The organism is Salinarchaeum sp. Harcht-Bsk1, assembly GCF_000403645.1.
Classification (GTDB): domain Archaea; phylum Halobacteriota; class Halobacteria; order Halobacteriales; family Salinarchaeaceae; genus Salinarchaeum.
In genome coordinates, this window is record NC_021313.1 from 286,855 (window position 1) to 313,228 (window position 26,374).

The 26,374-nt window shown below is 66.5% G+C and carries 26 protein-coding genes and 1 pseudogene; 13 read left to right on the forward strand and 14 right to left on the reverse strand.

Annotated elements, in window-relative coordinates; all coding sequences use genetic code 11:
* Positions 1-37: 37 nt before the first annotated feature.
* Positions 38-238, reverse strand: a complete 201-nt coding sequence (locus L593_RS01415; RefSeq protein WP_020445131.1) for a hypothetical protein — start codon at positions 236-238, stop codon at positions 38-40.
* Positions 239-699: 461 nt separating this feature from the next.
* Here L593_RS01415 and L593_RS01420 point away from each other — a divergent pair, with 461 nt between their 5' ends.
* Positions 700-2,913, forward strand: a complete 2,214-nt coding sequence (locus L593_RS01420) for an OB-fold nucleic acid binding domain-containing protein (protein ID WP_020445132.1) — start codon at positions 700-702, stop codon at positions 2,911-2,913.
* Between the two features lie 63 nt (positions 2,914-2,976).
* On the opposite strand, the gene L593_RS01425 is transcribed toward L593_RS01420, so the two are convergent.
* Both L593_RS01425 and L593_RS01430 read right to left on the reverse strand, forming a co-directional pair.
* A complete protein-coding gene (locus L593_RS01425; protein WP_020445133.1) occupies positions 2,977-3,753 on the reverse strand; it encodes a hypothetical protein in 777 nt (258 codons plus the stop codon).
* A gap of 19 nt (positions 3,754-3,772) precedes the next feature.
* On the reverse strand, positions 3,773-5,113 hold the full coding sequence (locus tag L593_RS01430; protein WP_020445134.1) for a protein kinase: 1,341 nt from the start codon (positions 5,111-5,113) through the stop codon (positions 3,773-3,775).
* A gap of 201 nt (positions 5,114-5,314) precedes the next feature.
* Between L593_RS01430 and L593_RS01435 the strand changes: the two genes are divergently transcribed.
* The 4 genes from L593_RS01435 to L593_RS01450 all read left to right on the forward strand — a co-directional run bounded on the left by L593_RS01435 (position 5,315) and on the right by L593_RS01450 (position 10,201).
* The gene (locus L593_RS01435) at positions 5,315-7,018 is read left to right on the forward strand and encodes a tRNA uridine(34) 5-carboxymethylaminomethyl modification radical SAM/GNAT enzyme Elp3 (protein WP_020445135.1); all 1,704 of its coding nucleotides are present in this window, start codon (positions 5,315-5,317) and stop codon (positions 7,016-7,018) included.
* A 155-nt stretch (positions 7,019-7,173) separates the two neighbouring features.
* Positions 7,174-7,818 (forward strand): hypothetical protein, encoded by a 645-nt coding sequence (locus L593_RS01440; RefSeq protein ID WP_020445136.1) that lies wholly within the window; start codon positions 7,174-7,176, stop codon positions 7,816-7,818.
* A gap of 326 nt (positions 7,819-8,144) precedes the next feature.
* The gene (locus L593_RS01445) at positions 8,145-8,618 is read left to right on the forward strand and encodes a PH domain-containing protein (protein WP_049894245.1); all 474 of its coding nucleotides are present in this window, start codon (positions 8,145-8,147) and stop codon (positions 8,616-8,618) included.
* On the forward strand, positions 8,615-10,201 hold the full coding sequence (locus L593_RS01450; RefSeq protein ID WP_020445138.1) for a PH domain-containing protein: 1,587 nt from the start codon (positions 8,615-8,617) through the stop codon (positions 10,199-10,201). Before L593_RS01445 ends, L593_RS01450 begins: the two co-directional genes overlap by 4 nt.
* A gap of 32 nt (positions 10,202-10,233) precedes the next feature.
* On the opposite strand, the gene L593_RS01455 is transcribed toward L593_RS01450, so the two are convergent.
* Positions 10,234-11,157: a hypothetical protein gene (locus tag L593_RS01455; RefSeq protein WP_020445139.1), complete on the reverse strand. Its 924-nt coding sequence runs from the start codon at positions 11,155-11,157 to the stop codon at positions 10,234-10,236.
* 107 nt (positions 11,158-11,264) lie between these two features.
* On the opposite strand from L593_RS01455, the pseudogene L593_RS01460 reads away from it, so the two are divergent.
* Both L593_RS01460 and L593_RS01465 read left to right on the forward strand, forming a co-directional pair.
* Positions 11,265-11,651, forward strand: a pseudogene (locus L593_RS01460) (CopG family ribbon-helix-helix protein); the annotation flags it as partial.
* A gap of 226 nt (positions 11,652-11,877) precedes the next feature.
* On the forward strand, positions 11,878-12,300 hold the full coding sequence (locus L593_RS01465) for a DUF6069 family protein (RefSeq protein WP_020445141.1): 423 nt from the start codon (positions 11,878-11,880) through the stop codon (positions 12,298-12,300).
* A 75-nt stretch (positions 12,301-12,375) separates the two neighbouring features.
* On the opposite strand, the gene L593_RS01470 is transcribed toward L593_RS01465, so the two are convergent.
* Positions 12,376-12,651, reverse strand: coding sequence for a chorismate mutase (locus L593_RS01470; RefSeq protein ID WP_049894246.1), 276 nt, complete (start codon positions 12,649-12,651; stop codon positions 12,376-12,378).
* 137 nt (positions 12,652-12,788) lie between these two features.
* The gene (locus L593_RS01475) at positions 12,789-13,670 is read right to left on the reverse strand and encodes a shikimate kinase (protein ID WP_020445143.1); all 882 of its coding nucleotides are present in this window, start codon (positions 13,668-13,670) and stop codon (positions 12,789-12,791) included.
* Between the two features lie 122 nt (positions 13,671-13,792).
* Here L593_RS01475 and L593_RS01480 point away from each other — a divergent pair, with 122 nt between their 5' ends.
* Entirely contained in the window at positions 13,793-14,263 is a 471-nt protein-coding gene (locus L593_RS01480) for a DUF5796 family protein (RefSeq protein WP_020445144.1), read from the forward strand.
* A gap of 3 nt (positions 14,264-14,266) precedes the next feature.
* Positions 14,267-14,509, forward strand: a complete 243-nt coding sequence (locus tag L593_RS01485) for a hypothetical protein (RefSeq protein ID WP_020445145.1) — start codon at positions 14,267-14,269, stop codon at positions 14,507-14,509.
* A 105-nt stretch (positions 14,510-14,614) separates the two neighbouring features.
* Here the strand turns inward: L593_RS01485 and L593_RS16350 are convergent, their stop codons facing one another.
* From L593_RS16350 to L593_RS01500, 3 genes are all read right to left on the reverse strand, one after another.
* A complete protein-coding gene (locus L593_RS16350) occupies positions 14,615-14,749 on the reverse strand; it encodes a hypothetical protein (protein WP_020445146.1) in 135 nt (44 codons plus the stop codon).
* A gap of 102 nt (positions 14,750-14,851) precedes the next feature.
* Entirely contained in the window at positions 14,852-16,036 is a 1,185-nt protein-coding gene (locus L593_RS01495) for a hypothetical protein (protein WP_020445147.1), read from the reverse strand.
* Between the two features lie 73 nt (positions 16,037-16,109).
* A complete protein-coding gene (locus L593_RS01500; protein ID WP_020445148.1) occupies positions 16,110-16,631 on the reverse strand; it encodes a MaoC family dehydratase in 522 nt (173 codons plus the stop codon).
* 179 nt (positions 16,632-16,810) lie between these two features.
* Here L593_RS01500 and L593_RS01505 point away from each other — a divergent pair, with 179 nt between their 5' ends.
* From L593_RS01505 to L593_RS01515, 3 genes are all read left to right on the forward strand, one after another.
* Complete coding sequence (locus tag L593_RS01505; protein WP_081638618.1) at positions 16,811-17,140, forward strand: co-chaperone YbbN; 330 nt, start codon at positions 16,811-16,813, stop codon at positions 17,138-17,140.
* A 78-nt stretch (positions 17,141-17,218) separates the two neighbouring features.
* Positions 17,219-18,118 carry a CoA ester lyase gene (locus L593_RS01510; RefSeq protein WP_020445150.1) on the forward strand — a complete coding sequence of 300 codons (900 nt, stop codon included), beginning with the start codon at positions 17,219-17,221 and terminating at the stop codon, positions 18,116-18,118.
* 284 nt (positions 18,119-18,402) lie between these two features.
* The gene (locus tag L593_RS01515) at positions 18,403-19,659 is read left to right on the forward strand and encodes a Glu/Leu/Phe/Val dehydrogenase (RefSeq protein WP_020445151.1); all 1,257 of its coding nucleotides are present in this window, start codon (positions 18,403-18,405) and stop codon (positions 19,657-19,659) included.
* A 60-nt stretch (positions 19,660-19,719) separates the two neighbouring features.
* Here L593_RS01515 and L593_RS01520 read toward each other — a convergent pair whose 3' ends face one another.
* The 4 genes from L593_RS01520 to L593_RS01535 form a co-directional block, all read right to left on the reverse strand.
* Positions 19,720-19,932 (reverse strand): hypothetical protein, encoded by a 213-nt coding sequence (locus L593_RS01520; protein WP_020445152.1) that lies wholly within the window; start codon positions 19,930-19,932, stop codon positions 19,720-19,722.
* Between the two features lie 75 nt (positions 19,933-20,007).
* Entirely contained in the window at positions 20,008-22,002 is a 1,995-nt protein-coding gene (locus tag L593_RS01525; protein ID WP_020445153.1) for an ATP-binding protein, read from the reverse strand.
* 177 nt (positions 22,003-22,179) lie between these two features.
* A complete protein-coding gene (locus L593_RS01530) occupies positions 22,180-23,319 on the reverse strand; it encodes an acyl-CoA dehydrogenase family protein (protein WP_020445154.1) in 1,140 nt (379 codons plus the stop codon).
* A 161-nt stretch (positions 23,320-23,480) separates the two neighbouring features.
* Positions 23,481-24,515: a HAMP domain-containing sensor histidine kinase gene (locus L593_RS01535; RefSeq protein WP_020445155.1), complete on the reverse strand. Its 1,035-nt coding sequence runs from the start codon at positions 24,513-24,515 to the stop codon at positions 23,481-23,483.
* Between the two features lie 274 nt (positions 24,516-24,789).
* Here L593_RS01535 and L593_RS01540 point away from each other — a divergent pair, with 274 nt between their 5' ends.
* Positions 24,790-25,590, forward strand: coding sequence for an RIO1 family regulatory kinase/ATPase (locus L593_RS01540; protein WP_020445156.1), 801 nt, complete (start codon positions 24,790-24,792; stop codon positions 25,588-25,590).
* A gap of 30 nt (positions 25,591-25,620) precedes the next feature.
* Here the strand turns inward: L593_RS01540 and L593_RS01545 are convergent, their stop codons facing one another.
* The gene (locus tag L593_RS01545) at positions 25,621-26,283 is read right to left on the reverse strand and encodes a DUF6517 family protein (RefSeq protein ID WP_144060680.1); all 663 of its coding nucleotides are present in this window, start codon (positions 26,281-26,283) and stop codon (positions 25,621-25,623) included.
* Positions 26,284-26,374 lie beyond the last annotated feature (91 nt).

A 26,374-nucleotide genomic window follows, 5' to 3' on the forward strand; every position in this document is an offset into this window, starting at 1 on the left:
CCCTTCGGTGGATCGCGTTCCCGAGAAACGACTGGCGTTACGCGTTGTTCATCCGCTGGCTCGAGCGCTCGCCGCACTGCTGGCACTCCTTGACCCTGTAGGGCTCGCGCGAGTAGTGCGCGTTCTCGGAGGTGGTGCTCTCGGTCTTGATCTGGACGTTGACCTCGTGTAGCGTGTCCATATCACACGCTTCACAGTGCTCGGTCATGCCATCGATCGAGTTGTCAGTCGTTGCCATACCACAACAATCCGGAGGTCCCACATAAGGGTATCCGCGGAATTTCATCGATTGAGAACCAGTCGTATCAGCTGATTAACTGCAATAGGAAGCACATACTGGCCGTTTCCGGGGAGCCTCACCGAGGCCCAATCATCATCGATACAGTGGTTTTTCTACCTGATAATGATCGTGCTACTCGAGGACCCGGGGTGCTCTCAGATGAGCTACGAGCTGCTCGACGGGCCTGGGCGATTCTCAGGTGTGCTACGACTACGAAGCAGTGACGCACGAGGCAGGATTGACGACCACTGCGATGTCGGTACCACGTCGACCGGCCGTCACCGAGTAGCCTGGTTCCAACGACCGTCAGCACAGTCCCCGGAACTACCCCACTGTAGCACGATAGCACTGTGCAATGCCCGCTCCTCCCACGAGCGTTTCGACAACCGTTTTAGGCCAGGGTGATTCCTCTTCTGCAAATGGGTTCTTGCATCATCTGCGGGACGACCGTCGATGGCGAGGTCTGTGACGTCCATCAGGAGGACGTCGGCTTCGTCTTCGAGGGAACCTCCCCCAACGAGCTGACCCCGAACCGATATTACAGAGGCACCGTCGACGGCTACGCCGACTTCGGCGTGTTCGTAGACATCGGCGACTCCGTCACCGGCCTCCTCCACCAGAGCGAACTCGACCAGCGCCTCGAGAGCCTCTCCTGGGAGCCCGGCGACGAGGTTTTCGTCCAGGTCACGGGCGTCCGTGACAACGGCAACGTCGACCTCGCCTGGTCGATCCGACAGGACGAGCGCGAGTTCCGCGGCCTTCTCGTCGACAGCCCCGATGGCGAACGACGACACGAGTCAGCAGAGGACTCGAACGCTGGTCCAGACGCAGCGACGAGTGGGGGCGAGTCGTCGGGAAATGAAGACGTCCGTCAGCGCCAGAGCGACGGCGGCAAGACGCCGTCGCCCGCTCGGGACGCCTCGAGCGGCGGTGCTGACGGGAGCGAAGACGACGAGCAGTCATCGAGCGTCGCCGAACCCGCCAGCGACACCGAGTCTGTAACCGACACCGAGCAATCTGACGCCGCTGTGACCGCCGAGACCACCAGCAGCGGTGGCGACGGCGCCACCGCGACGACTTCCGCAGCGACCAGTGCTACATCGGCGACCAGTTCTGACGCGTCCGCCGAGCCCGAATCGATGGACGTCGGTGACCTCGAAGACGCCGTCGGCGAGTTCGTTCGTCTCGAGGGCGAGGTGACGAGCATCCACCAGACGGGTGGCCCGACGATCATCGAACTCCGGGACGGCGCCGGTACCGTCGACTGCGCTGCATTCGATGGCGCGGGCGTTCGCGCCTACCCGGAAGTCGACGTCGGGGACGTCGTTCGGATCGACGGCACCGTCGAGCGCCGCAGGGGCGATATTCAGGTCGAGACGGAAACGCTGGAAACACTCGTCGACGACGAGGCGTCCGCGATCACCGAGCGCGTCGCCGCCGCGATGGCAGACGCCGTTCGCCCCGACGACGCGCAGTTCGTCGCGGACGACGATCCCGCCGCTCCGCTCGCGGACGGCATCGTCGAGGCCGCGACCGCGGTCCGCCAGGCCCTCGCCGAAGAACGGCCCGTCGTACTCCGACACCCCGCAACTGCGGACGGGTACGCCGCGGGCGCTGCGATCGAGCGAGGCGCCTTCGCCCGGGCCCGGACCGATGCCGGCGGCGCCGAGCCAGATTACCACGTCGTCCACCGACGTCCGCTCGACGACCCCCTCTACGGGATGGACGCAGCGACCTCGGACCTGACTCGGATGCTCCAGGACCGCGAGCGCCACGGCGAGCAGCTACCCCTCATCGTGCTCGTAGGCGTCGGGAGTTCCGTCGAAGCCCAGGAAGCCGTCGAACTCCTCGACGTGTACGGCGTCGACCGGATCGTGCTCGACAGCGCCCAGCCCGACGAGGGCGTCGAGCGCGTCGGCGACGTCGTGGTCAATCCTCACCTCGCTGGCGTCGACGTCGACCTCTCGAACGCTGCCCTCGGCGCAGCACTCGGTGCGACTGTCGGCCCTGCGGCCACCCAGGACCTCGCTCACGTTCCTGCCGTCGGCTACTGGGAGGACGTGCCAGAAGCCTACAGCGCGGCAGCGACGGACGCAGGCTACACGCACGAGGAGCTTCGCGCGATCCGCGAGGCGCTCGCGCTCGAAGCCCACTACCAGCGATACAACGACAAGCGCGAACTCGTCGCCGACCTGCTGTTCGACGGGGCGATCGACCTCGCCGAGCACGTCGCCGGCCAGTTCCGGGAGAAGCTCGACACCGAGGTCGCGACCGCCCGGGACAACCTGGTCGTGCGCGAGACCGGCGGCGTCCGCTTCGCCGTGCTCGACACAGACGCGTTCACGCACCGTTTCGACTTCCCGCCGACGGCGCTCCTCGTCGACGAACTCCATCGTCGTGAACGGGACGCGGCGGCCGGCGCCGTCGTCACGATCGGGGCTGGCGAGGACGAACTGCTCGTCCGGTCGACCGAGTCCGTCGACGTCCGCGAAATCGCATCCGCTGCCGACGACTCCGCGCCCGCCATCGAAGCGGTCGGCGGGGCCGACGGCCACATCGAGTACCTCCCGGGCGACCGCGACGCAGCCATCGAGGCAGTCGTGGGCGTGCTGGCGAGTTCGATCGAGGCCTGAACGCGGCGCGTTTTTCGTTTCGTTCCTGATCACGACCGCTTCCCGATCTCGAATCCAACAGCCTCAGCGCCGCGAGGAGAGGTGCTGGCTCAGTTTGATCGTGACCGTCATGAGCGACGCCGCGGTGACCACGACGAAGACGGCGGCGACGGCGCTCGCGACGGTCGGAGAGGCGACGCCCAGCGCGAGAGCCGGTGCCACGAGTGCGCCGCCAGCGAAGACGAGGACGGGGACGGTCTGGCGGAGGAGCGTGTCGATGAGAGTCCCGCGCGTGGCAGGCGTCCGACTTCGTCTGAACTGGAAGTAGAGCCCGTATCCGACGACGGTGAAGCCCGCTGCCGCGGTGAGGACCGTGAAGATGCGACTCCGACGAACGAGCGGCCCGACCGAGATCACGAGCACGATCGCCACGAACCCAATCTCGAGCGCACGGCGAAGTCTGTACTCACCGAGGCGATCGAGTTCGGCGTTCGCGAGCGTCGTGTTGAAGTATGCCTCCCGCATCGCCAACGCGAAGAGTACAGTGAAAGCGAGCAGGAGTCCATTCAGGAAATCGAGGCGGACGTCGAGCCAGTGCTGCAGCAGTGTGAAGCTACCGTAGAGCACCCCGACGACGCCCGCGAAGCCGAAGTACTCCCACAGCGCCGCCTGGGGACGCGCGACGCTGGTACGCGTTCGGACGGCGAGAAACGTGAGGCGGAGGGAGAGCAGCGTTAGCATCGCGGCACCGACGATCGAGACGACGGCAGTGCCTACGTCAGGTGCTGGGCTGGTTTGCAGTGGAGCGAGCAGCGGCTGGCCGGCGTGCTGGATCGGCTGGAAACTGGCCGGGGCGATCATCGTACGCCCTCCAGGACCGTCATGTCCCGTCCTCGACCTCCGAGAGTGCGCTCTGCAGGTCGCGGGCGAACTCGTCGGCGCTCTCGTAGCGAGCGATCTTGTGGGTCGCCATCGCCTTGGCGACGATCCGATCGGCTGCGACGGGGACGTCCTCGACGACGCTTGAGGGCGGCTCGTAGGAGAGGCCGGCCGGACCACCATGGGAGACGAGGGATTCTCGATACGGTGGTCGGCCGGCGAAGGCCGTGTAGAGCACGGCTCCGAGCTGATAGACGTCGGTGAGCCAGTCGACTGCACCGTGAGACGAGTCGAACAGCTCCGGTGCGGCGAACCTGGAATCGAGCGGGAGCGGGCCGTCCACGGCCTGGAACGCGTCGACGATCCCGAAGTTCGCGAGTTTGCCGACCGGGCGGCCCTGCTCGCTATCGAGCGCGATGCTGCGAGGATCGAGCGTCCGGTGGGTGATGCCCTTCTCGTGGGCGTGAGCGAGACCCTTCGCCGCGTCGAGGCCAACCCGGAGCGCCGCCTGGACCGGGAGGCGACCGACCGATCTGAGCGTACGCGGCGCATATCCGGTAACGATCCAGGGGTGTGGTCGGCGGCCAAAGTCGTGGACTGTCAGGACGTTCTCGTGATCGTCGACGCCGTCCCAGTCAGCGAGCACGTCCTCGAAGGCGCCGGAAAACGTCGAGTGGCGTGCGCCCAGAGGCGACCGGTAGGTCCGCACGAGTACGGCGTGGCGTTCCGCGTCGATGCCAGCCATGCCGGCATACGTCCAGGAGTGACGATCGGACTCGACTGGCTCGACGATCTCGAGGGCGTCGAGGTCGGTCCGTGCGAGTTCGATGGTGAACTGGCCGTTCTGGACCACCTCGTCCGGTCGTTCGCGGATCGGATCGCCCGAATCGGTCGGGTCGTCGCTCGACTCTTCGTCGCGCTGTCGGTCTACGTCGTCGTCAGCGTCCGCCCCGGACTCCGAGCGTCCTGAAAGCTGGGTGGACGGCGATTCGTCGGCGGAGTCGGCCGGGTCGTCGGCGGAGTCGTCTGCGCTGGACGAGGGGGGAGCAGGGCTCGAGGCGGTCGAAGCCCCGGCGTCGACGTCTAGCTCTCGGCGGATCCAGTTCGCGGCCATCGCCGCGGTGTGGCCGTGGCGACCGTCGAGTCGGCGGACGATCACCGGCGCGTCCGCTGGATGGGCTGTTGCCACGGCGCAGATCGCCCAGGCGACGCCGGCGCGGACCACCGGATCGTCGTGGTCGAGCGCGTCCACGAGCGCCGGAACGGCCTCGCGAGCGTCCGCTGGGGCGTCGAGCGTCCGGCGAATGAGGGCACGGACGCCCGGTTGATTCTCTATCGCCATGGCTGGCCGATGGACGGCGGTACGAACCCGATCGTTAAACCGTTGGTTGCCCCGAGCCCGATATCGGCCGGAATTCGGCGGTGTCCCGCCCCAGCGAGGCGTGGGCCCCGATCGATTGCGGACGAGATGGAATCGGGTGCTCCGGGTGGCGGTGCTCCGTAGCGTCACCCTTAATCCGCGCCCTCCCCGATCCTTCAGCCGATGAGCACCGGCGACGGCTTCGAGCAGGCCTGTGAGGAACTGGTCGAGAGAGTCCTCGCCGGGGAACTCGAGCGGGACGACGTCGAGTCTGCTAAACTCGAGGTCTGCTCGAAGTACTCCGCCTCGAAGGTGCCCAAGCACACGGAGCTGCTCGACCGGGCGCCCGACGGCCGTCGGGACGAACTGGCCGAAGTGCTGCACCGCAAGCCCGTCCGGACGGCGTCCGGCGTTTCGCCGGTCGCGATCATGACCAGTCCGGCGCCCTGCCCACACGGGAAGTGCCTCTACTGCCCAGGCGGCCCTGACTCGGAGTTCGAGTCGTCTCAGAGCTACACCGGGTTGGAGCCCGCCGCGGCGCGCGGCGAGCAGAACGACTACGATCCCTACGGCCAGGTCACGCTCCGGCTCAACCAGCTTCGGGAGATCGGTCACCCCGTGGACAAGGTCGAGTTGATCCTCATGGGCGGAACGATGACCGCGCGGAGCCACGACTATCAGGAGTGGTTCGTGAAGGAGGCGCTGCGGGCGATGAACGACTTCGATCCCGACGCCGAGCCGAATCCCGCCGAGGACGAGAGCTTCGCGCCCGAACGGCCGGCTGCACGCGACCGCTCGGTCGCCCGGACTCCCGGCGAGTACCACTACACGGAGGACGTGATCGCCCGGAACGAGACTGGCGACGTTCGCGCGATCGGAATCACGTTCGAGACGAAGCCCGACTGGTGTGACCCCGAGCAGGTGAACCGGATGCTCCGTCTCGGCGGCACGAAGGTCGAGGTCGGGGTGCAGACCACCTTCGAGCGGATCAACCGCGAGATGCACCGCGGGCACGGCATGGAGGCCGCGGTGTCGGCGAACCGGCGGCTACGCGACGCCGGGTTCAAGGTCGGCTTCCACATGATGCCGGGGCAGCCCGGTGCATCCAAGGAGATGGTACTGGAGGACTTCCGCCGACTCGTCGAGCGGCCGGAGTGGCGCCCGGACTACCTCAAGATCTACCCGACGCTGATCGTCGAGGACACCGTCACGTACGACATGTTCCGTCGCGGCGAGTTCGAGCCCCTCGGGAACGACGAGGCCGCCGAACTCGTCGCGGAGATCAAGTCGATGCTGCCCCGGTACACCCGCCTCCAGCGGGTCCAGCGCGACATCCCGGCGACGATCATCGAGGGCGGCGTCTGGAAGTCGAACCTGCGCCAGCTCGCACGACAGCGGATGGACGAGCACGGCTGGACCTGCGACTGCATCCGCTGTCGCGAGGTCGGGATGAACGACGAGGTGCCGGAATCCCCAGAGCTTCGCGTCGACACCTACGAGGTCGCAGGCGGGACCGAGCACTTCTGCTCCATCGAGGACTTCGATCGCGACCTCCTGATCGGCTTCTGCCGGCTCCGCGAACCGGGCGATCCGATCCGTCGCGAGCTACAGGACGCGGCCATCATTCGGGAGCTCCACGTGTACGGGAGCGAACTCGGCATCGGCGAGCCCGGAGGCACCGAGGACGATGCCGCGCAGGCGGACGAGGCCGACGCTGGCTTCCAGCACCAGGGGCACGGTCGGCGCCTCGTCGAGCGCGCCGAGTCCATCGCGCGGGAGCGCGGCTACGAGAAGCTGGCCGTCATTGCCGGCATCGGCGCACGCGAGTACTACCGCGAGCAACTCGGCTATCGCCAGGACGGCCCCTACGTCTCGAAGCGTCTCTGATCGCCAGGTGGTACCGAAGCACGGTCGCCAGCCCGAGCGCTGACGATCCGACACGAACGACAGCCACCCTGTCGCTTGCTTGCTTTTTCTGTGAACGTGTCAATAGAAATTTGGCCACAATGCTTATTGGATCCTGCACAGAGATTTATGTAAGAATGCGGTCCGAGCAGGCCGGCGGCACACAGGACGGCTCGGCGTTTTCGGAGGCGCTCGCGACGCTCAAACGCAACGGATCGAACGTCGTGGTCGTCGGTGCGGAGGACCGGACCGCCCACGAGCGCGTTTGTCAGCGACTCCTCGGAACGGACGCACCACGCACCAGACTCGTCGTCAGAACGACGCCCGGCGGGACCTGTGGCTGGCTCCCGCCAACCGACGCCGATGGCGAGACGCACCTGATTACCTACGGCGATCCAGGCGAGGAGCGCGACGCGACGATCGTCGACAGCGACCTGCTGGGGCCGCTCGGGCAGGCCGTCGCCGACAAGATCGACGCCGTCACCGCCGGCGAGGGGCCCGAACCCGCCGAGTTCCGAGTCTGCCTCGACGCTCTCGGCCCACTGTTCGCCGAGCACGACCCCGAGACGGTGTTTCGGCTGGTGCACGTCGTGACGGCACGCGTCCGTGACGTCAACGGCATGGGGCACTTCCACCTCCGGCTCGCACCCGACGACGACCACATCAAGCTACTCGAACCACTGTTCGACGCCGTCGTCGAGGTCCGAACGACGGGGGCGGGCGCCCAGCACCGCTGGCGACTGCTCGACAAGAACGTCGACAGCCAGTGGATCGAACTGTAGTCGAGACGATCTCCCCGTAGCAGGCCCTGCGACGCGACGCCGCCCTTTTTCACCGTCCGGTGCCGACGAGTGGACGTATGCGAGGAGCCTCCGGTGACGATCCGGATCCGGCGGACGACCCGCCGGAAATCGACGGGGTAGAGGAGACGGACGGATCGACCAGTCCCGACGCCGACACCGCCGCGCCAGACGGCGCCGAGGACGAACCGGTGACTCCCACGGAGCGTGCTGCCGATGATGTGGCCGGCGACACGTCGGGCGCAACTGACGACACACCTGAAGCGCCCGACGACGCACCGGACGCAGGCGAGATCGATCCTGCCGAGTTGACCGTCCCCGAACGGTCGCTCCATCCGCGCATCCGGACGATCTGGATCGTCAGGGCGCTGGGCTGGTCACTGTTCCTCGGTGCGATTGCCGTCGGAGCGACCTGGCAGTGGCTGGAGGTCACCCTGCTCGCGCCAGCCGGTCTCGCCGCGGTGATCCTCGTCCTCTCCGTCACCCACGCGATCTTCCGCTACCGCGCCTGGCAGTACGAGTTCCGTGAGGACGCGATCTACCTCGAACGGGGCGTCCTGACTCGCGTCCGAACCGTCGTCCCGTTCGTTCGGATCCAGCACGTCGACACCGCCCGCGGTCCGGTCGATCGGGTGGCAGGGCTCTCGACGCTCGTGGTGTACACTGCCGGCTCCCGGGGCGCCGACGTGACGATTCCCGGCATCGAAGCCGATCGTGCCGACGAGCACCAGCGCCGGCTCAAACAGCTCGCGATCGCTGCGGAGGACGACACCGCCGTATGAAGCTTCACCCGCTCTCGGTCCCCTACCGGGCGGCCAGGACCGTCGGGAACCTGATCGTCGTCCTCATCTTCGCGTTCTTCGGGATTCCGCAGTTCCTCGACGGCGCGCTCGCCGTCGCAGTCACGGGCGTCCTGATCATCCTGGGACTGGTCGCGATCGTCGGCTGGCAGTACGCCTACTACCGACGCTTCGAGTACACGCTGACCGATAACACCCTGGACATCGACGCCGGCGTACTCTCCCGCCGGTCCCGCGAGATCCCCTACGGCCGCATTCAGAACGTCTCGATCGAGCGGACGATCGTGCAGCGAGCACTTGGACTCGCTGAGGTGCGGGTCGAAACTGCTGGTGGGAGCCAATCGGAAGCCCACCTGCAGTTCGTCGGGAAGGCCGAGGCCGACCGCCTGCAGGACGAACTCAGCGAGCGGAAGCAGCACAGTCGCGAGCAACGAGCGGCGGAAACCGGAACCCAGGCGAGCGTTGCGGAGGCCGAGGCTAGGCCCGCCGATCGACGGGAACTCCTCTTCGAGATGACGTCGCGGGAACTGGTCGTCCTCGGCATCGTCTCGCTGGACTCCCGGATCTTGCCGCTCGTGTTCTTCGCGCTCACGCCCTTCCTCTCCGAGATCGGCGAGTTGCTCGGCGGCTCGGCGGGTGTCGCGGTACTCGTCCTTCCCGCCATCGTGCTCGCGATCTACCTCGCGACGGCGGTCGTGAGCGCGGCCTACGCCGTGACGAACTACTACGGGTTCAGACTCTACGAGATCGGCGACGAACTCCGCTACGAGCGCGGGCTCCTCCAGCGGTTCTCCGGGACGATCCCCCTCCCGAAGGTCCAGGCAGTCACGATCACCGAGAACGTCCTCGCCCGCCGATTCGGTTACGCCTCCCTGACTGCCGAGACCGCTGGCTTCTCGCCGGGCCAGGAAGGCGGAAGCGAGGCAGCGATCCCGATCGCTCGCCGCGATCGGGTCGTCGACCTCGCCGAATCGATCGAACCCGTCGAGTTGCCGACGTTCGAACGGCCGCCGAAGCGGGCGCGAACGCGCTACGTCGCCCGCTATTCGATCGTCCTGGGCATCCTGACTGCCGTGAGCTACGGTGCGGTGGCCGCGGGCTGGTGGGGCGGCCAGTGGTGGCTCGTCCTGCTCGCCGCGCCGTTCGTGCCCGTCGCCGCTCACCTCAAGTGGCGCAACCTCGGCTACGCGCTGACCGACGACCACGTCGTCACGCGCAACGGGTTCTGGAGTCGCACGACGAAGATCGTGCCGTATCACCGCGTGCAGACCGTCGCAGATACGCAGACGATCTTTCAGCGTCGTCGTGCACTCGCGACGCTACACGTCGACGTCGCCGGGTCCCGGAGTCTCGTCAGCGACGACAGCAAAGCGCTGGACGTCGATCGCGAGGTCGCCGCCGAGCTCAGGGAGACGATCGCCAGCCGCCTGCTGGACGACCTCGCCGAGCGAGCGGATCGGCCGGAGGATCGGTTCCGGGACGCGCCGATCGAGCCAGTCGAGGAGACGGCGCCGTCGGGCGGCCCCAGCAACGAGTCAGCCACGGGCGGTAGCCAGCCAGAGTGACGCTCGTCGGGGGAGCGGCCTGGCTGGGGTGCCTACAGCAGCCCCAGAAGGAACCCGAGGCCCATAACGACGAGCACGATCGCCGAGAAGGCCGGGAGATAGGGTGTAATCGTCTCGACGCGGTCCTCAAAGTGCTGATAGCCCGCGAGGAGCGCCATCGTCAGCGCGACGATGCCGAAAATGACCGTGAGCGCGTAGGCGAGCATGAGTTCCAGACAGTGCGCGGACCCGGTACAGAGCGCGATGATCTCGAACTCCTCCTCGTGAGCGAACCCGAGGACGAACGCGACCCACGCGATGCCCATGAGTCCCCTGTCATGGGCGGTGGATTCGTCTAGGTGCTCGTGCCCGCCGCCACCGATCGGCAGCGCGCCGCGGAGGCGCCCGAGCACGCCCGAGGGATCCCCGTCTTCGTGATGGTCATGGGAGTGATCGTCCGCGTGAGCGTGTCCATGCTCGTGGACATGATCGTCCTCGTGGGCTTGCCCATGCTGGTGGGAGTGGTCGTCACCGTGGGAGTGACCCGAATCGTGGGCGTGAGCGTTCCCTCGTGAGTGACCGCCGCCGTGGGAGTGCTCGTCGTGTGGCTCCGAAGATCCGTGTGCGTGACCGTGTCCGCCGCCGTAATACTCCCGGATTCCAAGTCCGATCAGGAGGATGCCGGCGACGATCCCGAGCGGGCCGCCGACCTGGACGCCAGCGACGACGATCGGCTCGTCGAGGCTGGTGAGATCGAAGTAGGCGATCGCGAAGAAGTACGCGACGACCACCGCGATCGAGCTGATCAGGTGCCCGACGCCGAGCAGGAGACTCGCCGCGAGCCCCGCGCCCCAGGTGTTCGATCGGTCCATCGCGTACGCGGCGGCGACCGGCCAGCCGTGACCCGGTTCGACGCCGTGGACCAGACCCAGCACGATCGCGCCCGCGAGCACCCCAGGTGCATCGACGTGAATCATCGACCGTGGTATCGGCGTCGTCGACTCGCCCTATAGCGATTGTTATGACCTCAGCAGGGACATCGTCATACCGCAGGCTCTTGGTCGCGCGGTACGAGGGTGCGAGCGTGCGAACGAGTCTGAACGTTCCCGACGACCTGCTCGCCGAGTTCGACGAGGTCTGGCAGGCCCAGGGCATCGAGAACCGCTCACGGGCCGTCCGTGAGGCGATGCTCGAGTACGTGGAGGCTCACACCCGGCTGGAGGACGTGGAGGACGAACTCGTCGCGCTCGTCGGGTTCGACTACCGCCACCACGACGTCATCCAGGAGCTACACGGCGTCCAGCACCAGTTCCAGGACGTCATCATCAACACCAGCCACACCCACCAGGGCGACCTCTGTCTGGAGTCACTCTTCTGCCGGGGCGACGCCGACCGAATCCACGGACTCACCAACGAACTCAGGGACTTCGACGCCGTCAGGCGCGTGAAAGTGATGGTCATCCCCGACGGCGCCGAGCACGAGCATCCCCATCCCCACGAGCACGTGCACGATGCTGGTGAGGCCCACGATCACGGCGAGAACGGCGACCACGACCACCAGCACTGACCGGCGCATCGGTGGTGTGTCGGTTGGCGATCCCAACCGAGGAGCAACCGACTCTTCCTGATACTCGACCTTCGACTACCGTTACCTTCGACCACTGTTACGTGTCACACCCGCATAGTATGCTAACTCGATGGAGCATACAGAAGCACGGTATCCCGTCCCGAACTCGGGCGCTTCGCTCGCGCGACGGACGACAGCGGCTGCTGGCGTTGCGATCCTCGCACTGGTGGTCCAGGCCATCGTCGACGCACTCGGCGTCGAACTCGGTGCGTCCGGCTCCACGTCACCGTTCCAAGCCGCTCCGCTGATCGGCGCCACGGTCGTGGCCGGCGTCGGTGCTGCGATCGCCTACGCAGCGATGGTCAGATTCACGAACCGGCCAGTGCGGAACTTCGTCGCCGTCGAGGTAGCTGTGTTCGCCGTCATGCTCCTCCCCGTTTTTCTGGCACCACCGTCGGGTATTACTGCCACGGGACAGGGACTGCTCGTCCTGTACCACCTGCTGGTCGCCGGGCCGCTCGTCGGGTTCATCGTCGGCGCCGTCTCGGTGTAATCGTGCGATCGCCCACGGGATGCTGGACGAATCGCTGGGTGCTGGTGGGTTCGACCGAGGAGATTGGGAAAATCGTCAGCGACTCTCCCGCTGCTCGACCTTGTTCAGTTCGATCAGCAGCCGGAAGATTGCCTTCACGAGGTTGGCGTCGACGTCGAACTGCTCGGCGTTCTTGCCAGCGCGATCCATGACGCGCTGTTCCTGTTCCTCGTCGGTCGTGGACAGGTCCTGCTCGTCCTTGACCGCCGCGACCGAGTCCGCGACGTACGTCCGCCGGGCGATCAGCTCGACGAGTTCGCGATCGATCGACTCGATCTCTTCGCGAAGTTCGTCGAGGGACATGTCCTGCATGCCCTCGTGTTCACCGCCGTCGGATCGAAGTTGCGGCGAGGATGGCCTCGCACCGCTCGACTCACCCTCATCTGCGAGCAGTCGCTCGATCGGTTCGGTCTGTTCACCATTCGCGTCGTCCGTCCTCGAGTGCTCTGTCATTGGATGGTTGCACCCTCGATCTGCGTGGTCGTCAGTCGCGTCGTCCCCGGCCGTTCTTGCCAGATCGCCTCGACGGCCTCGAGTTCCGTTCGCTCGCCGACGGCAACGACGCTCGGGCCCGTGCCCGACAGCGAGACGCCCTCGGCGTGGGGCAGCGCCTCGATCATCGGCTCCGTGGGGAACTCGAGCGCCGCGGAGAAGGCGAACCCGTTGACCGTCATCGCCCGGGCGAAGTCGCCCTCGAGAGCGTGCTCGGCGACGAGGTCCGCCGTCGCGGCGATCCGCTCGCAGCGATCGACGTCCGCGTCGGCGGTGAAGGCCTGCTCGTCGGGCGTGTAGACGAGCACGTCCCAGTCGCGCTCCTCTCGGGCAAGCAGGTCGTCCTCGGTGTTGTCCGTCACCGTCACGCCACCCAGCATGCTCGCCGAGGCGTCGTCGAACGCGCCAGTGACGGTGACGCCCACGTCGCGTGCGGCCTGGACGCCGATGCGACAGGCGTCGGCGCGATCGATGGCGCCCGTTTCGACGAGCGTCGGATCCTCGTCGGCGACGCCGAGCGCGTCGAGCGTGGCGAGGACCGTCGCGTTCGCCGCCGCGCTGGAGGACTTCAGCCCGGCTGCCATCGGCACGTCACTCTCGGTCCGCACCGCGCCGCCTTCGCCATCGCCGAACCGCTCGACGACGAGTTCGACGCAGCGCTCGATTAACGCCGTGTCCGCGTCTGGTGCCCCGGCGATCTCGCCCGTCACGACCTCCAGTTCCGTATCGAGCGAGACGCTGGCGGTGGTATAGGCCTCGATGGCGAACGCCGATCCGCGCCCGGTCGCCAGTGCGTTGAGCACCGTCCCTGCACCCGGTGCCCGTGCCCGACCGTCCATATCCGTCCCTCCGGATGCCACTACATACCGTTGACGGTGTGGCGGCGCGAGCGGAGAACGCTCCTGAGCCAACGGCGGCCGCGAACGCGGCGCTTTTCCCACGCTACGCCCAATCGTCGCGCATGTCCCATCGTTCGACAGTCTCCCCTGCGACCCTCCCCGTCGAGCTCCGGGAAGAGGGCGTCGTCGTCGAGTACCTCGACGAGCGGGAGGCCTTCTATCGCGGCGTTCCGCAGAAACGCGAGGGGTCGGTCCGCACTCGCCCCGGCGTGCTCGTGCAGGTGCTCGTCACCGATCCGACCGACAGCGAGGGCGTGCTGACGTACGTCAACGATCGCTCGACGCACGACGACATCCTCGAAGAGACCGGCGTCGGCCGCGTGTTCGTCGAACCCGGCGAAGAGACTGAACTGTTCCCCGGCGTGACTGCCCGCGCCGACGGACACGCCATCGTGATCGAGGGCGAACCCGAGGTCGCACGAGGGCGAATCTTCGTGTTCGCGGAGGACGAGATGGCCGAGCAATCCTACGAGATCGTTTCGCCGGAGGAGGACGAGTCCACCGAGGAGCCGGGCGACGCGACCGAACCGTAACTCATGCCCCTGCGCAAAGCCTGGAACGACCTCACCCGCACGACGGTCGGTAAGGCACCCGAGCGCTACGGCGTCTACGAAGTGGGCGACGCCGACGGGGAGGTCCTCGAGGTCGGCGCCGGGGTGCTCAAGGACGAACTCAAAGAGGCACTGGCCTACGGCGCCGGCGAGCAGGTCCGCTGGGAGCCGACCCCGTCACTCGAACGAGCGGAGGAACTGGCTGCCGAGCATCGCGAGCGGATCTAACCCGGAAGCAACCGGGAGGACGGGTCAACAGGAGCGGACGAGCGACGACCGGACGGGTCGCAGACGGGCCGGCGTCGGACGGTGCGAGCGGAAGGAACGACGACCTTACTGGATGTAGGAAGGGTCCTCGGAGTCGCAGTTGCCCTCGTGTTGTTTCGCGTCGCTCCGGTCGTCGAACAGCAGTCCACACTTCTCACACTCGTACCACGTCATGTCGTCGCGCTCCGTTTGGACTACCATGCGTGAGTATGACACGTTGATGCGTATAGGCGTTTCTCCGATGAGACGATGGAATCACCGACGCGACGGACGGAACAGCGGGTCCCTGCTCGCGTCCGGCCGTTACACCGACGCGTAGCTGTTCCAGAAGATTTCGGTCACGCGGTGCCGGTCGTTGTAGGCCTCGACGCCCTCGCCCAGTAGCCAGCGGAGGTGGAGGTCGTCGTAGAGCGTCGAGTGCGTGTAGTCGACGAAGGTCGCGGGGATCACGAGTTGGTCGTCGTCACGGATCGCGCTCGCGAGGACGGTGTAGGAGTGTTTGTGCCGCTCGTCGTAGACGCACCCGGCAACGATCGGTGGCGATTGCTCCGTCGCCGGGACGGTGTGGAACGCCTCGATCGAACGGTTGACCAGTTCCGTACAGAAGAGCCCCGAGTTCTCGCCGTTGGCGAGCGCGTGGAAGTCAGTCGGCGACTCGAAGAATTTGCGGAGGTCGACGGCGCCGAGCAGGATATTGTCCTCGACGGAGCCCGCGGCGTACCGGGGAACGTCGTAGTAGCTGTACTCACGGAAGCCGTCCTTGAGGCCCTGGACGAGACCGCCGGCGTCGCGAGGATCCACGTCGGCGAACTCCCCGACGAACTCGGCGTCGGGGCTGTCGAAGACGGGGCCACGGAGAGCGTCGACGGTGAACGGCCGCGCTGCAGCACTCGTGACGCGCTCGAGGAACTCGTCCGTCTGGAAGAACTCGTAGGACACCTCGTTATCGGCGAGCGCTCGCATGTCGGCCTGTAGCTGCGCCACCGGCGATCCGTCGAGACCGTACGTAGCGTCGATCCGCTCGGCTGTGCCGGCATCGTCGTCGATCGTGACCCCATCGAGTCGCTCACCGTCGGTGTACACCCCGACGGAATCCCCGTCGGACCAGACCTCGTACCCACTCACGGCCGTCACCCCGGAGCGGACCTCGAAGTGCTGGTCGACGAGGGCGGCGGTGTCCTGGTCGCGGACGTTCGTTCCAGCGAGGACGCCGTATCCGAGCACGACGTTGTGCAGTGCTTTCCAGCCGCCCAGACCCACCCCGGCGCCGCCCGCGTAGGCCAGCGCCTCCCGACGGCCCAGGGCGATCTCGCCGTCGTCGTCCCGGAGGTCGTCGAGAACACCGCTCCCCGCGAGACGATCGCGTGCGGTGTCGGTGAACGACTCGTCGCCGCTGGAGGCGCCGCGGGTCGAATCGCCACCGAGCGAGTCGCCGTCGACCGACGCGTCGCCGGAGTGACCGGTCCCCGAGGACGGCGGCTGCGTCATTGGCGAACAGTCCGTGCGCTCCGCCTAATCGCTTGCGCTCGATTCGGGACTCTTTCGGCGCCCGTGAACTGCGTCAGTCCGGATCGTCGGGCCGTTTCTGGGAGAGCACGGTCCGCTCGAAGGAACAGACCAGCACCTCGCCGTCGTCGTTCGGATCGCGAACCGGCCGCTTCGCGTCGGCAGTGGCCTCGTCCCGCACCGGATCGACCACGAACGCCTCTACGTGCATCGTCACGATGCCCCGCTCGCCGTCGCTGGTCTCGCGAGCGTCGGTAACCGTCGACTGGGCGCGGATCGTGTCGCCGTGGAAGACCGGCGCCGGGTGCTCGACGTCGTCGTAGGAGAGGTTCGCGACGATCGTCCCGTCCGTCGTCTCGGGGATCGTGAGACCGACGGCCAGCGAGAGGGTGTAGAGGCCGTTCACGAGGCGGTCGCCGAACTGCGTGTCCGCGGCGAAGTCGGCGTCGAGGTGGAGGGGCTGCTGGTTCATCGTCATGTCGCAGAAGCGCTGGTTGTCGGACTCGCTGATCGTGCGGCGCTTGTCGTGCCGGATCGTCTCGCCGACGTCGAACTCCTCGAAGTAGCGCCCGGGCATGGTCGAGGCGTCGACCGGATCCGGGAAAGTGATTCCGGTGGACGGGGAGCCACGTCTACGGTGCCGAGACGGGAGTCCGCCGCCGGTTCGGGTCCGCTCGCAGCGAGGGCCATGTCGAAGTACACCGTGTCACCCAGGCTCGCGACGGACCCAAGAGGCCCCAGTGCGTACCGATTTGTATGACTACCACCACGAAACCACGACGCGTGACCGTCCCGGAGCTCGAGGAGCTCGTCGAAGCGGAGCCTGCAGTCCTCGCGGAGTTCTACTCCCGGAGCTGTCCGGCCTGTGACGCACAGGAGCCGATCCTCGGCGGCGTCGCCCGCGAGTACGAGGGCGTCGTCGCGATGGTCGACCCCGGCGAGGACTTCTCCGCGCTCTCCGAGTACGGCATCCGAAGCACGCCGAGTTTCGTCCGCTTCGAGGAGGGCGAACCGGCCGGGACGCTCGCCGACGGCGTCGTCGGAGCCGACCGGCTGCTCGAGTTCGCACGAACCGGCGCGAACTAACGCTCCCCGACTGATCGCGCGACGAGGCCCGACCCAGCGGGGAGGGGACTTACGGTTCTCGCTGACGATTCCCCCGACATGCCACGGCGGAGCGTGCTCTTTACCCCAGGGGATCGCCGCGAGATGCTCGTCGGTGCGGCAGACAGCGACGCCGACGCCCTCGTCTTCGACCTCGAGGACGGCGTCGCACCCGCGCGCAAGTCCGAAGCGCGGGAAACCGTGCGATCGGTGCTCGCGGACGACGCGTTCGCTCCCGACGCCGAGTGCTTCGTGCGCGTGAATCCGATCGAATTCGAGCGTGGTAGTGGACCGAACGGACAGGGCGCGGTCCGCGAGGACCTTCGGGAGATTGCAGCGGCAGCCGACGCGATCGACGGGATCGTGCTCCCGAAGACGAGCGACGCCGGCGACGTCCGGCGGCTCGGCGGACTGCTCCGGACGCACGGCCTCCCACGATCGATACTGGCACTCGTCGAGACGGCCGCTGGCGTGCAGGAGGCCCCGGGGATCGCCAGTGCGGGCGGAACCACTGGACTCGTCCTCGGAACCGAGGACCTCGCCGCCGACGTCGGCGCCTCGCCGAGTGCAGACCGAACAGAGAGCAGGTACGCTCGACAACGGGTCGTGACCGCCGCGGCCGCAGCCGGCGTCGACGCGATCGACACGCTCTGGACCGACTTCGAGGACGAAGCCGGCCTTCGGGACGATGCGGCCGATGCAGTCCGACTCGGCTTCGACGGCAAACTCGCCATCCATCCCGCACAGGTCGGACCGATCAACGAGGCGTTCACGCCGGACGAAACCCAGCGGGACTGGGCGGATCGCGTGCTCGCCGCGCGTGAAGAAGCGGGGGATCGAGGGGCGTTCGCCGTCGATGGAGAGATGATCGACGCACCGTTGCTGGCGCGCGCCGAGCGGATCGCCGAGCGCGCTCGCGCAGCAGGGTTCGATTCCGTCGGGGCCGCCACCGAGGAGTGACCGTTCGTACAGATTTTGGTCGGGCCGCGTCGTGCGTCGCTGCGATTTGAACGTACGTGCAGATCCTGATTCTCCGAGGGCAGTAGCCGTAGCACAGCATCAGGCGCTCTATTCCGGATTCTCGGCGAACGGCCGTCCAGAGCAGGCCTGAACCCACCGCAATTAAACTCCTTATACGATATTAGGTAATGAATGTCCAGCAATTAGGGCCGACTGCCCGCTATTTTGGGACAATTGACTACAAGTTCGGCACACTTATCAATCTGTTATGCGACCCAACGGGTATGTCGGACGACGTCAATCCGTTCGAGAGCCTGCAAGAACAGATCGACGACGCGGCAGCCCACCTCGACGTGTCCGACGGGCTGATCACGCGCCTCAAGAACCCCGAGCGGATCCTCGAGACGAACCTCACGGTCGAACTCGACGACGGGAGCCTCGACACCCTCCGCGCCTACCGTTCGGAGTTCAACGGGGATCGCGGGCCGTACAAGGGCGGCATCCGCTACCACCCGGGCGTCGACCGCGACGAGGTCAAGGCGCTCTCCGGCTGGATGGTCTACAAGTGCGCGACTGTCGGCATTCCCTACGGCGGCGGCAAGGGCGGCATCTCGATCGATCCCAGCGACTACAGCGAGGAGGAACTCGAACGCATCACCCGGGCCTTCGCCGTCGAACTGCGGCCGCTCATCGGCGAGGACAAGGACATCCCCGCCCCGGACGTCAACACCGGCCAGCGGGAGATGAACTGGATCAAGGACACGTACGAGACCCTCGAGAACACCACCGAGCCGGGCGTCATCACCGGCAAGGACATCGACAGCGGTGGAAGCGAAGGTCGCGTCGAGGCGACGGGTCGCTCGACCGTCCTGGCGGCCCGCGAGGCCTTCGAGTACCTCGGCCGCGACATCGCCGACGCCACCGTCGCCGTCCAGGGCTACGGGAACGCCGGCTGGATCACTGCCAAACTCGCCGACGAGATGGGCGCCACCGTCGTCTCCGTCTCTGACTCCTCGGGTGGTATCTACGACGAGGACGGGATCGACCCCGTCGCCGCGAAGGACCACAAGCGCGAGACCGGGAGCGTCGTCGGCTTCCACGGCGCCACGGAGGAGATCAGCAACGACGACCTCCTGACGCTCGACGTCGACCTACTCGTCCCGGCGGCCCTCGAGAACGCCATCGACGCCGACCTCGCGGAGGACGTCTCCGCGGACGTCATCTCCGAGGCCGCGAACGGCCCGCTCACGCCCGACGCCGACGACGTCCTCGTGGACGAGGACGTGCTGGTCGTCCCCGACATCCTCGCGAACGCTGGCGGCGTGACCGTCTCCTACTTCGAGTGGGTCCAGAACCGCCAGCGCTTCTACTGGTCCGAGGAGAAGGTCAACGACGAACTCGAGACGATCATCGTCGACGCGTTCGACGACCTCGTCGAGGCCTACGAGACCCACGACCTGCCGAACTTCCGCACCGCCGCCTACGTCGTCGCGATCCAGCGCGTCGTCGACGCCTACGACCAGGCCGGTACCTGGCCCTGAGCGCGGTCAGAACACACCTCGATTCGCTGCGCTTTCTCGCGTCGCAGAAAGTGGCGTCCGTTACAGGATTCCCAGTTGTGCGCCCGCGACGAACGCGGCACCGATCGCTACGAACGCGACGCCACCGTAGCGGACGTACCCGATGCGGGTGGGATTCGTCTCGAGCACCTCCTCCGGGTAGCGCCACCGCTGGAACGCGAGCATCTGCTCTGGGAACGCGACCATCAGGACGCCGAAGATGGCGATCACGACGCCGGCACGCAAGAAGACCATGCTGGGGTAGGCACGCGCCGGTCCAATAGTTCTTGGCACGTTCACCCCGGGAGACGCTGCCGGGTGAGACACCGATCACTCGAGGCGACGGATCGAAAGGTCCTCGAAGCGGGCCTCGATCGCCTCGCCTTCGGCGGCGCTGCAGGCGAAGAGACCGACCGCCACCTCGCTCGAGAGGTCGAGCGAGCGATCGTCGATGGGGATCCACACGTCACCGTCGACCGAAATCGACGTGTAGCACTCGTCACCGACCCGGTCGATCGCAATCCAGTCGAACGACTGCTCGACGCCCTCTGCCTGGACGCTGTAGCCCCGTTCGCCAGGTGCGTCCCGCCAGAGGACTTCCGGGCACTGATCCGCGATCCGACAGATGGCACCGTAGGCCGCGTCCTCGTCGAGTCCGGAGCGGATCATCACGCCGGCCTTGCTGTGCTCGCTGGCGACGTCCATCTCGGTCACCCTCGCTTCGATGCGAACGTCGTCCGTCACGGTCGCGTGGGCGAAGTGGAACTCGTTGACTTTACCCCAGACGTTGGCGCCGGCTCCACGCAGCGTCGCGACGTCGCCATCGGTCCGGGTCGATCCAGCGACCGAAACGTCGCCGACGTCCCGCGAGTCCTCGAGTTCGAAGCGCTCGTCGCCGACGTCGGCACCGGATAATCTGCCGAGGAGACACCCCGAGAACGTGAAGCTGGCACCGCCGAGGTCGCTTCGGCCTGTTTCGACCTGCCAGCCGTGGAGGTGGGCGACTTCGCGGACGATCGCGAGTCCGAGTCCGGCGGCGTTGGACGCCGACGTCGTCCCGGTCGCGAACACGTCTTCGTCCGACCAGTCGCCGAGTCCTGGGCCGTCGTCGCCGACGACGAAGCCATCCCTCGTCAACGTCACCCGGACGGTGACGCGGGGCCCTGCGTGATCGATCGCGTTCCGGAAGAGGTTCTGGAGGAGCGGGCGAAGCTGGTCCTCGTCCGCGAGCAATCGCGCGTCGGGATCGGCCTCGAGTATCAGTTCCGTCCCCGGGAGGGAGACGTGATCCCAGACCTCCTCGACGGTGCGGGCGAACGGCACGGGGGATCGGGCCTGCTCGCTGGACGCACTGCCGTCGACGAGCCCGTGGAACTCGGTGAGTTTGTCGCTCATCCGATCCAGCGCTTCCTCCACCGTGTCCAGCGCCCCGGGTTCGCCCTCTCTGGCCAGCTGGACGTACCCCCGTGCGATCGCCAGCGGATTGCGCAGGTCGTGGGTCAGGTACTTCGGGATGCGCTGGAGGTAGCCGACCTGCTGGAGGAGCGCCCGCTCGCGATTCTTCCACTCGCTGATCTCCATCGTGAGCCCGACGAGGCCGCGCGTCTCCCCGTCCTCGATCCAGGGAACTTTCGAGGTCCACTGCCAGCCCTGCTGGAAGTCGGGGTACCGCTCGACCTTCCCGAGGACGTTGCGACCCTCACGAATCACGGCCAGGTCGTCCTGATAGGCGTCACTGAGCGTCTCGTCATTCGTGCCGAACGCCTCGAGATCGGTCAGCCCGAACAGCTCGCGGCCTTCGCCCGTCGTCGTGTCCGAGGGGTAGACGAGGTGACGAGCCTTGTCGTCCTTCGCGAACACGCTGACGTCGAGTCCGTCGACGATCGAGTCGAGAATGCTTCGCTCGACGGCGTCGTGTCGCCTGTCGACTGCCTGGTCGACGGCGTCCACCAGGCGCGTTGCTCGCTCGTCGATCGTCGTGGCTGGTGCGACCACGTCGGCAGCACCGAGCGCCGTCGCACGATCCGCGAGGTCGATGTCGCCCGCTTCGGGAGCGTACACGATCCTCGTCAGCGGCGCCTCGTTCGCGACCGACTCGAGGAACTCGAGCCAGAGTTCCGTCGGGGAGTCCGCAGCGATCCAGCAACAGTCGACCACCGGCCGCTCTGCGAGCCTGTCGAGTGCCGCGCTCCTGTCGGCGACGCGTTCGATCTGGAGCTCCACCGAACCCTCCACGGCGGTAGCGAGGTCGCTCGTCCGCGCGTCGGTCCCGACGAGGAGCGCGACCGGCGGATGATCGATGTCCCAGATCTTCCGGTGGGGCACTCGTTCGGTTTCGCAACTAGGTTATATAATGTCGACGGCCACATACGGCAATACACCTGAACGAAACTGCGAGTTCGCGGAGTAGGAGGCCGTGAGGGACGCTGTCTCTCCCTGGTTCTATGCGTCTTCGTGGCTCGCGTGTTGTCCTGGGCTCGCTCGGTGGAATGGAATCTCGGGCTAGAGCCCGAGTTCGCGGCCGAGCACGAGGTGCTGAATCTCGCTGGTACCTTCGCCGATCTCCATCAGTTTGGCGTCCCGGTAGAAGCGCTGCGGTGCGAAGTCCTCGGTGTAACCGTAGCCGCCGAGCACCTGCACGGCGTCCTCGGCGACCTCCCGGGCAGCTTCCGAGGCGTCGAGTTTCGCCATCGCGGACTCCTCGACGACGCGTTCGCCCTGATCGTACCGCCAGGCGGCCTCGTGGGTCAGGAGGCGGGCGCGGTGGGTCTTGCGGTGCATCGCGACGATCATGTCCCGGACGGCGTCGAACTTCGAGATCGGCTGGTCGAACTGCTCCCGCTCGGTCGCGTAGGACTTCGCGGCCTCGAAGGCGCCCTGGGCGAGGCCGACCGAGAGCGCGGCGATCGAGATCCGCCCGCCCTGGAGCGTCTTCATCGTCTGCTTCCAGCCCTCCCCTTCCTCGCCGAGCAGCCGATCCTCGGGAATCCGAACCGAGTCCAGTTGAATCTCACAGGTCGGCGATGCATTCAGCCCCATCTTGTCCCAGACGTTGGAGATCGAGAAGCCGTCGTCGTCCGGCGAGACGATGAACGTCGAGATGCCGTCGTAGCCAGCGTCGGGATCGGTAACGGCCTTGACGAGCACGGAGTTGGCCTCGCTCGCATTGGTGATGAACTGCTTCGTGCCGTCGATGACGTACTCGTCGCCGTCCTTCTCGGCGGTCGTGTTCATGTCGGAGGCGTCCGAACCGCTGCCCGGTTCGGTGAGCGCCCACGCTCCCATCCCCTCGCCGGTCGCGAGCGGTTCGAGCCACTCCTCCTTCTGGGCCTCGGTGCCGAACAGTTCGATGGGCTTTGATCCCAGCGAAACGTTGGCGGCGTAGGAGAGCCCGACGGATCCGGAGACCCGGCCCAACTCCTCACAGACGAGCGCGTACATCAGCTGGTCACCGCCGAGCCCACCGTACTCCTCGGCGATCGGCATGCCCATCACGTCGAGCTGGCCGAGCTGCTCGAAGATTTCCGCCGGGAAGCGGTGCTCGTTCTCGATCTCCTGGGCGATCGGCTCGATCTCGGCCTCGCAGAAATCGCGGACGCTGTCGCGCATCATGCGGTGCTCGTCCGGCAGCGAGAAGTTCATGATCGATCGTTGGAGGGCGAGAGCAAAAAGGCAGCGACGGCGAGTCGACCGATGGCTCGCGATCCCAGGCACAGCGCCGGGGAAACCCGCGCCGATGCACACATCGAGTCAGTAGTGTCGCTTCTTCGTCGCAGAGAGCGCAGGAGCGAACTACCCCGCAGTCACTCGATATCCACGTCGCCGAACTCGAAACGGGCACCGCCCTCGTCGCTCTCCGTCACCGAAACGGTCCAGCCGTGGGCATCGGCGAGACGTCGCACGATCGTGAGACCCATTCCGGTCCCGTCCGGTCGCGAGGAGTGGCCGAAGGCGAACACGTCGTCGCGTTCGCCGTCGGGAACGCCGACGCCGTCGTCCTCGACGTACATCGTCCGCTCGTCGGCACGCCCAACACTGACGGTAACGCCATCACCGCCGTGCTGGACGGCGTTGCGAAGCAAGTTCTCGAAGACGTGTCGCAGTCTGTCAGGATCGGCCGCGATGGTGAACTCGTCGTCGATCTCGAGGGAGGCGTCGTCGGTCTCGATGGACCGCCAGCACTCACCGATGGCGTCGACGGCGTTTACGGGTTCGAGATCCCCGACGCGTTTCCCGTTCCGTGCGAGGGTAAGGGTGTCATCGACGATCGTCTCTATCCGATCCAGGGCCGATTGTAGCGGTTCGAGATGTTCGCCATCGCCTTCCTCTGCGAGGAGCACCGCACGGCCACGTGCCACGTTCAACGGATTTCGCAGGTCGTGTGCGATCACCGTCGCGAACTCTTCGAGTCGCTCGTTCTGTCGCTGCAGCGCGCGGCGCCGCCGAAGTCGCCCCGAGACGTCTCGGAAGATGCCCTGGAACAACGATGAATCGCGCCCGTCGTGGTCGATCGTCCACGCGTTGATCTCGACGGGAACGCGTCGATCGTCGGCGGTCTGGACGAACACCTGATCGCCGTCATCGAACTGCGACACGACGGCGGGTTGATTCTCGAGGTGGTCCTCGAAGAGCTGGCGATAGCGGTCCCGTTCGTCCGGGGGATGGAGATCGAGTACGGACATCGTTCGCAGTTCCGCCTGGGAGTAGCCGAAGAACGTCTCTGCCGCTTCACTCGCCTCGACGATCGAGGCCGCCTCGGGGTCGGCGATCACGATCGCGTCCGGAGAACTCTCGATATAGCCGCGAAGGTCCGGGTGCGACGTATCGTCAGCGGACATGCACGTTGTAGCGAGAGAACGGCAGACACTTAAGAACATTAATTTGATTCGGCGGTTTTGGCTGCAACCCTAAGATCACACAGCTAGATAGTTGCGACCATGGAAATCGGCAAGTGCCCGACCCGACAAAGACTGCCGATCAGGAGGCGAATCATGGCGAGGTGTTCGCCTTCTCGAACGGTTCAGGCCCGCCAGACCGACGATAACCGTCCCCACGCAGCGGCCGATCGGACGCCCTAGCAAGCATTTTACAGCCACCCCACATTTTCCGGGTGTGGACCTGCGCGAACTCGTCCGCGGAACGGTCGACTGGGAGACGCTCGAAGCGATCGCACGGGAACTCGCCGAGCGCTCCGACCGGGACGTCGTCCGGATCGAGTTCATGGAGGCGGACAACTGGCTCTCGACGCCGCTGGTCGTCGACGAAGAGTGGTTCGTGAAGGTGATCACGCCACAGAACGCCCGCGTGCACGGCGTGCTCACCGGTGCGCGGAACCTGGGGATGTTTTCGAGGGGAACGGAGGGCTTCTTCTCGCGGTTCGACGGCCCCGTCGAGATGGGCGAACACGAGATCGAAGCGACCCGGAGGATGCGGGAGATCGGCCTCGACGCCCCGGAGCCACTGGAGGTATTCGAGGCCCAAGGACTCGGGGTCGTCGTCCTCGAATACCTCGACGACTATCGGACGCTCGAGGACCTGGACGTCGAGGCGCTCGATGGCGTCGCTACATCGACCGCCGCAGCCCTCTCGACGATGCACGAGCACGGTCTCGCTCACGGTGACTTTCGGGAGGAGAACGTGCTGGTCGTCGACGAGACGCCCCACTTCATCGACGCGACGCTCGTCGACGAGGCGGGGCTCGCAGACGCCAGAGCGTACGACCTCGCCTGCCTGCTCGCGGTACTGGAGCCACGCATCGGCGCGGCGCGCACCGTCGAGATCGCAGCGGCGTCGTACGACGTAGAGACGGTACTCGACGCGAGCCGGTACCTGGATTTCGTCAACCTCCGACCGGACCACGAGTTCGACGCAGCACTGCTCAAGGGCGAGATCGAGAAAACAGCCGACGCCTGAGCGCCCAGCGAACAGCCGACTTCCTGGCGACTACCCGTCGTGTTGGACGCCACCGGCGAGCGTCTCGTAGCTCGCTCGCCCGCGATCGGAGAGCCGTCGCGGATAGCCCCCGACGGCGAGGACGTAGTCGTCGCCGGAGCCGACGGCCTCGGACACCTGGAGTTCGATCTCGACGGTCTGGCCCATGTTGGAGAGCTCTGCGTCGCCAGTGAACCGGGTGACGTTCGCCTCCTTGCCGAGCAGGCTGACCGTCAGTTCGCTTCGCTGCCGGAGGTTGCCGAACCCGTCGTAGCGGTTCTGGGCCCGGCCAATGATTTCCGCAGGCGACATGTCCTTGATCGGATTGAACGACTGGCCGAGGACATCCACCTTCGGGGTCGCGGCGGCCGTGAACGTCGCCGCTCGCTGATCGCCGAGGCCGACGACCGAGAGGTCGATGCTGCGGTCGTACTCGGCGTAGACGTTGGTGACCTCGACCGACCGACTTTCGCCACCGACTTCGAACGACTTCTCGAAGCTCTGCTTCTTCGTCCGGCGCTGCTCGTAGTCGGTCTCCCGAAGCGCGGCGTCGGAGACGCTTGCCTCCGATGCCGAGAAGCTGAGGTCGTCACCGAGGATGAAGTCCAGACAGCCAGCAGTGGCTGCGATCGCACCCACTGTGCCGGTCGCGAGGAAAGAGCGGCGTGATTGCATTACCCCGGCTACTTGCCCGATCCTTGAATACTCTGTGGGTCACCCGACGAGGCGCCGTTCCGGTCGTCCTGGCTTCGTGGCGCTTTTGCCC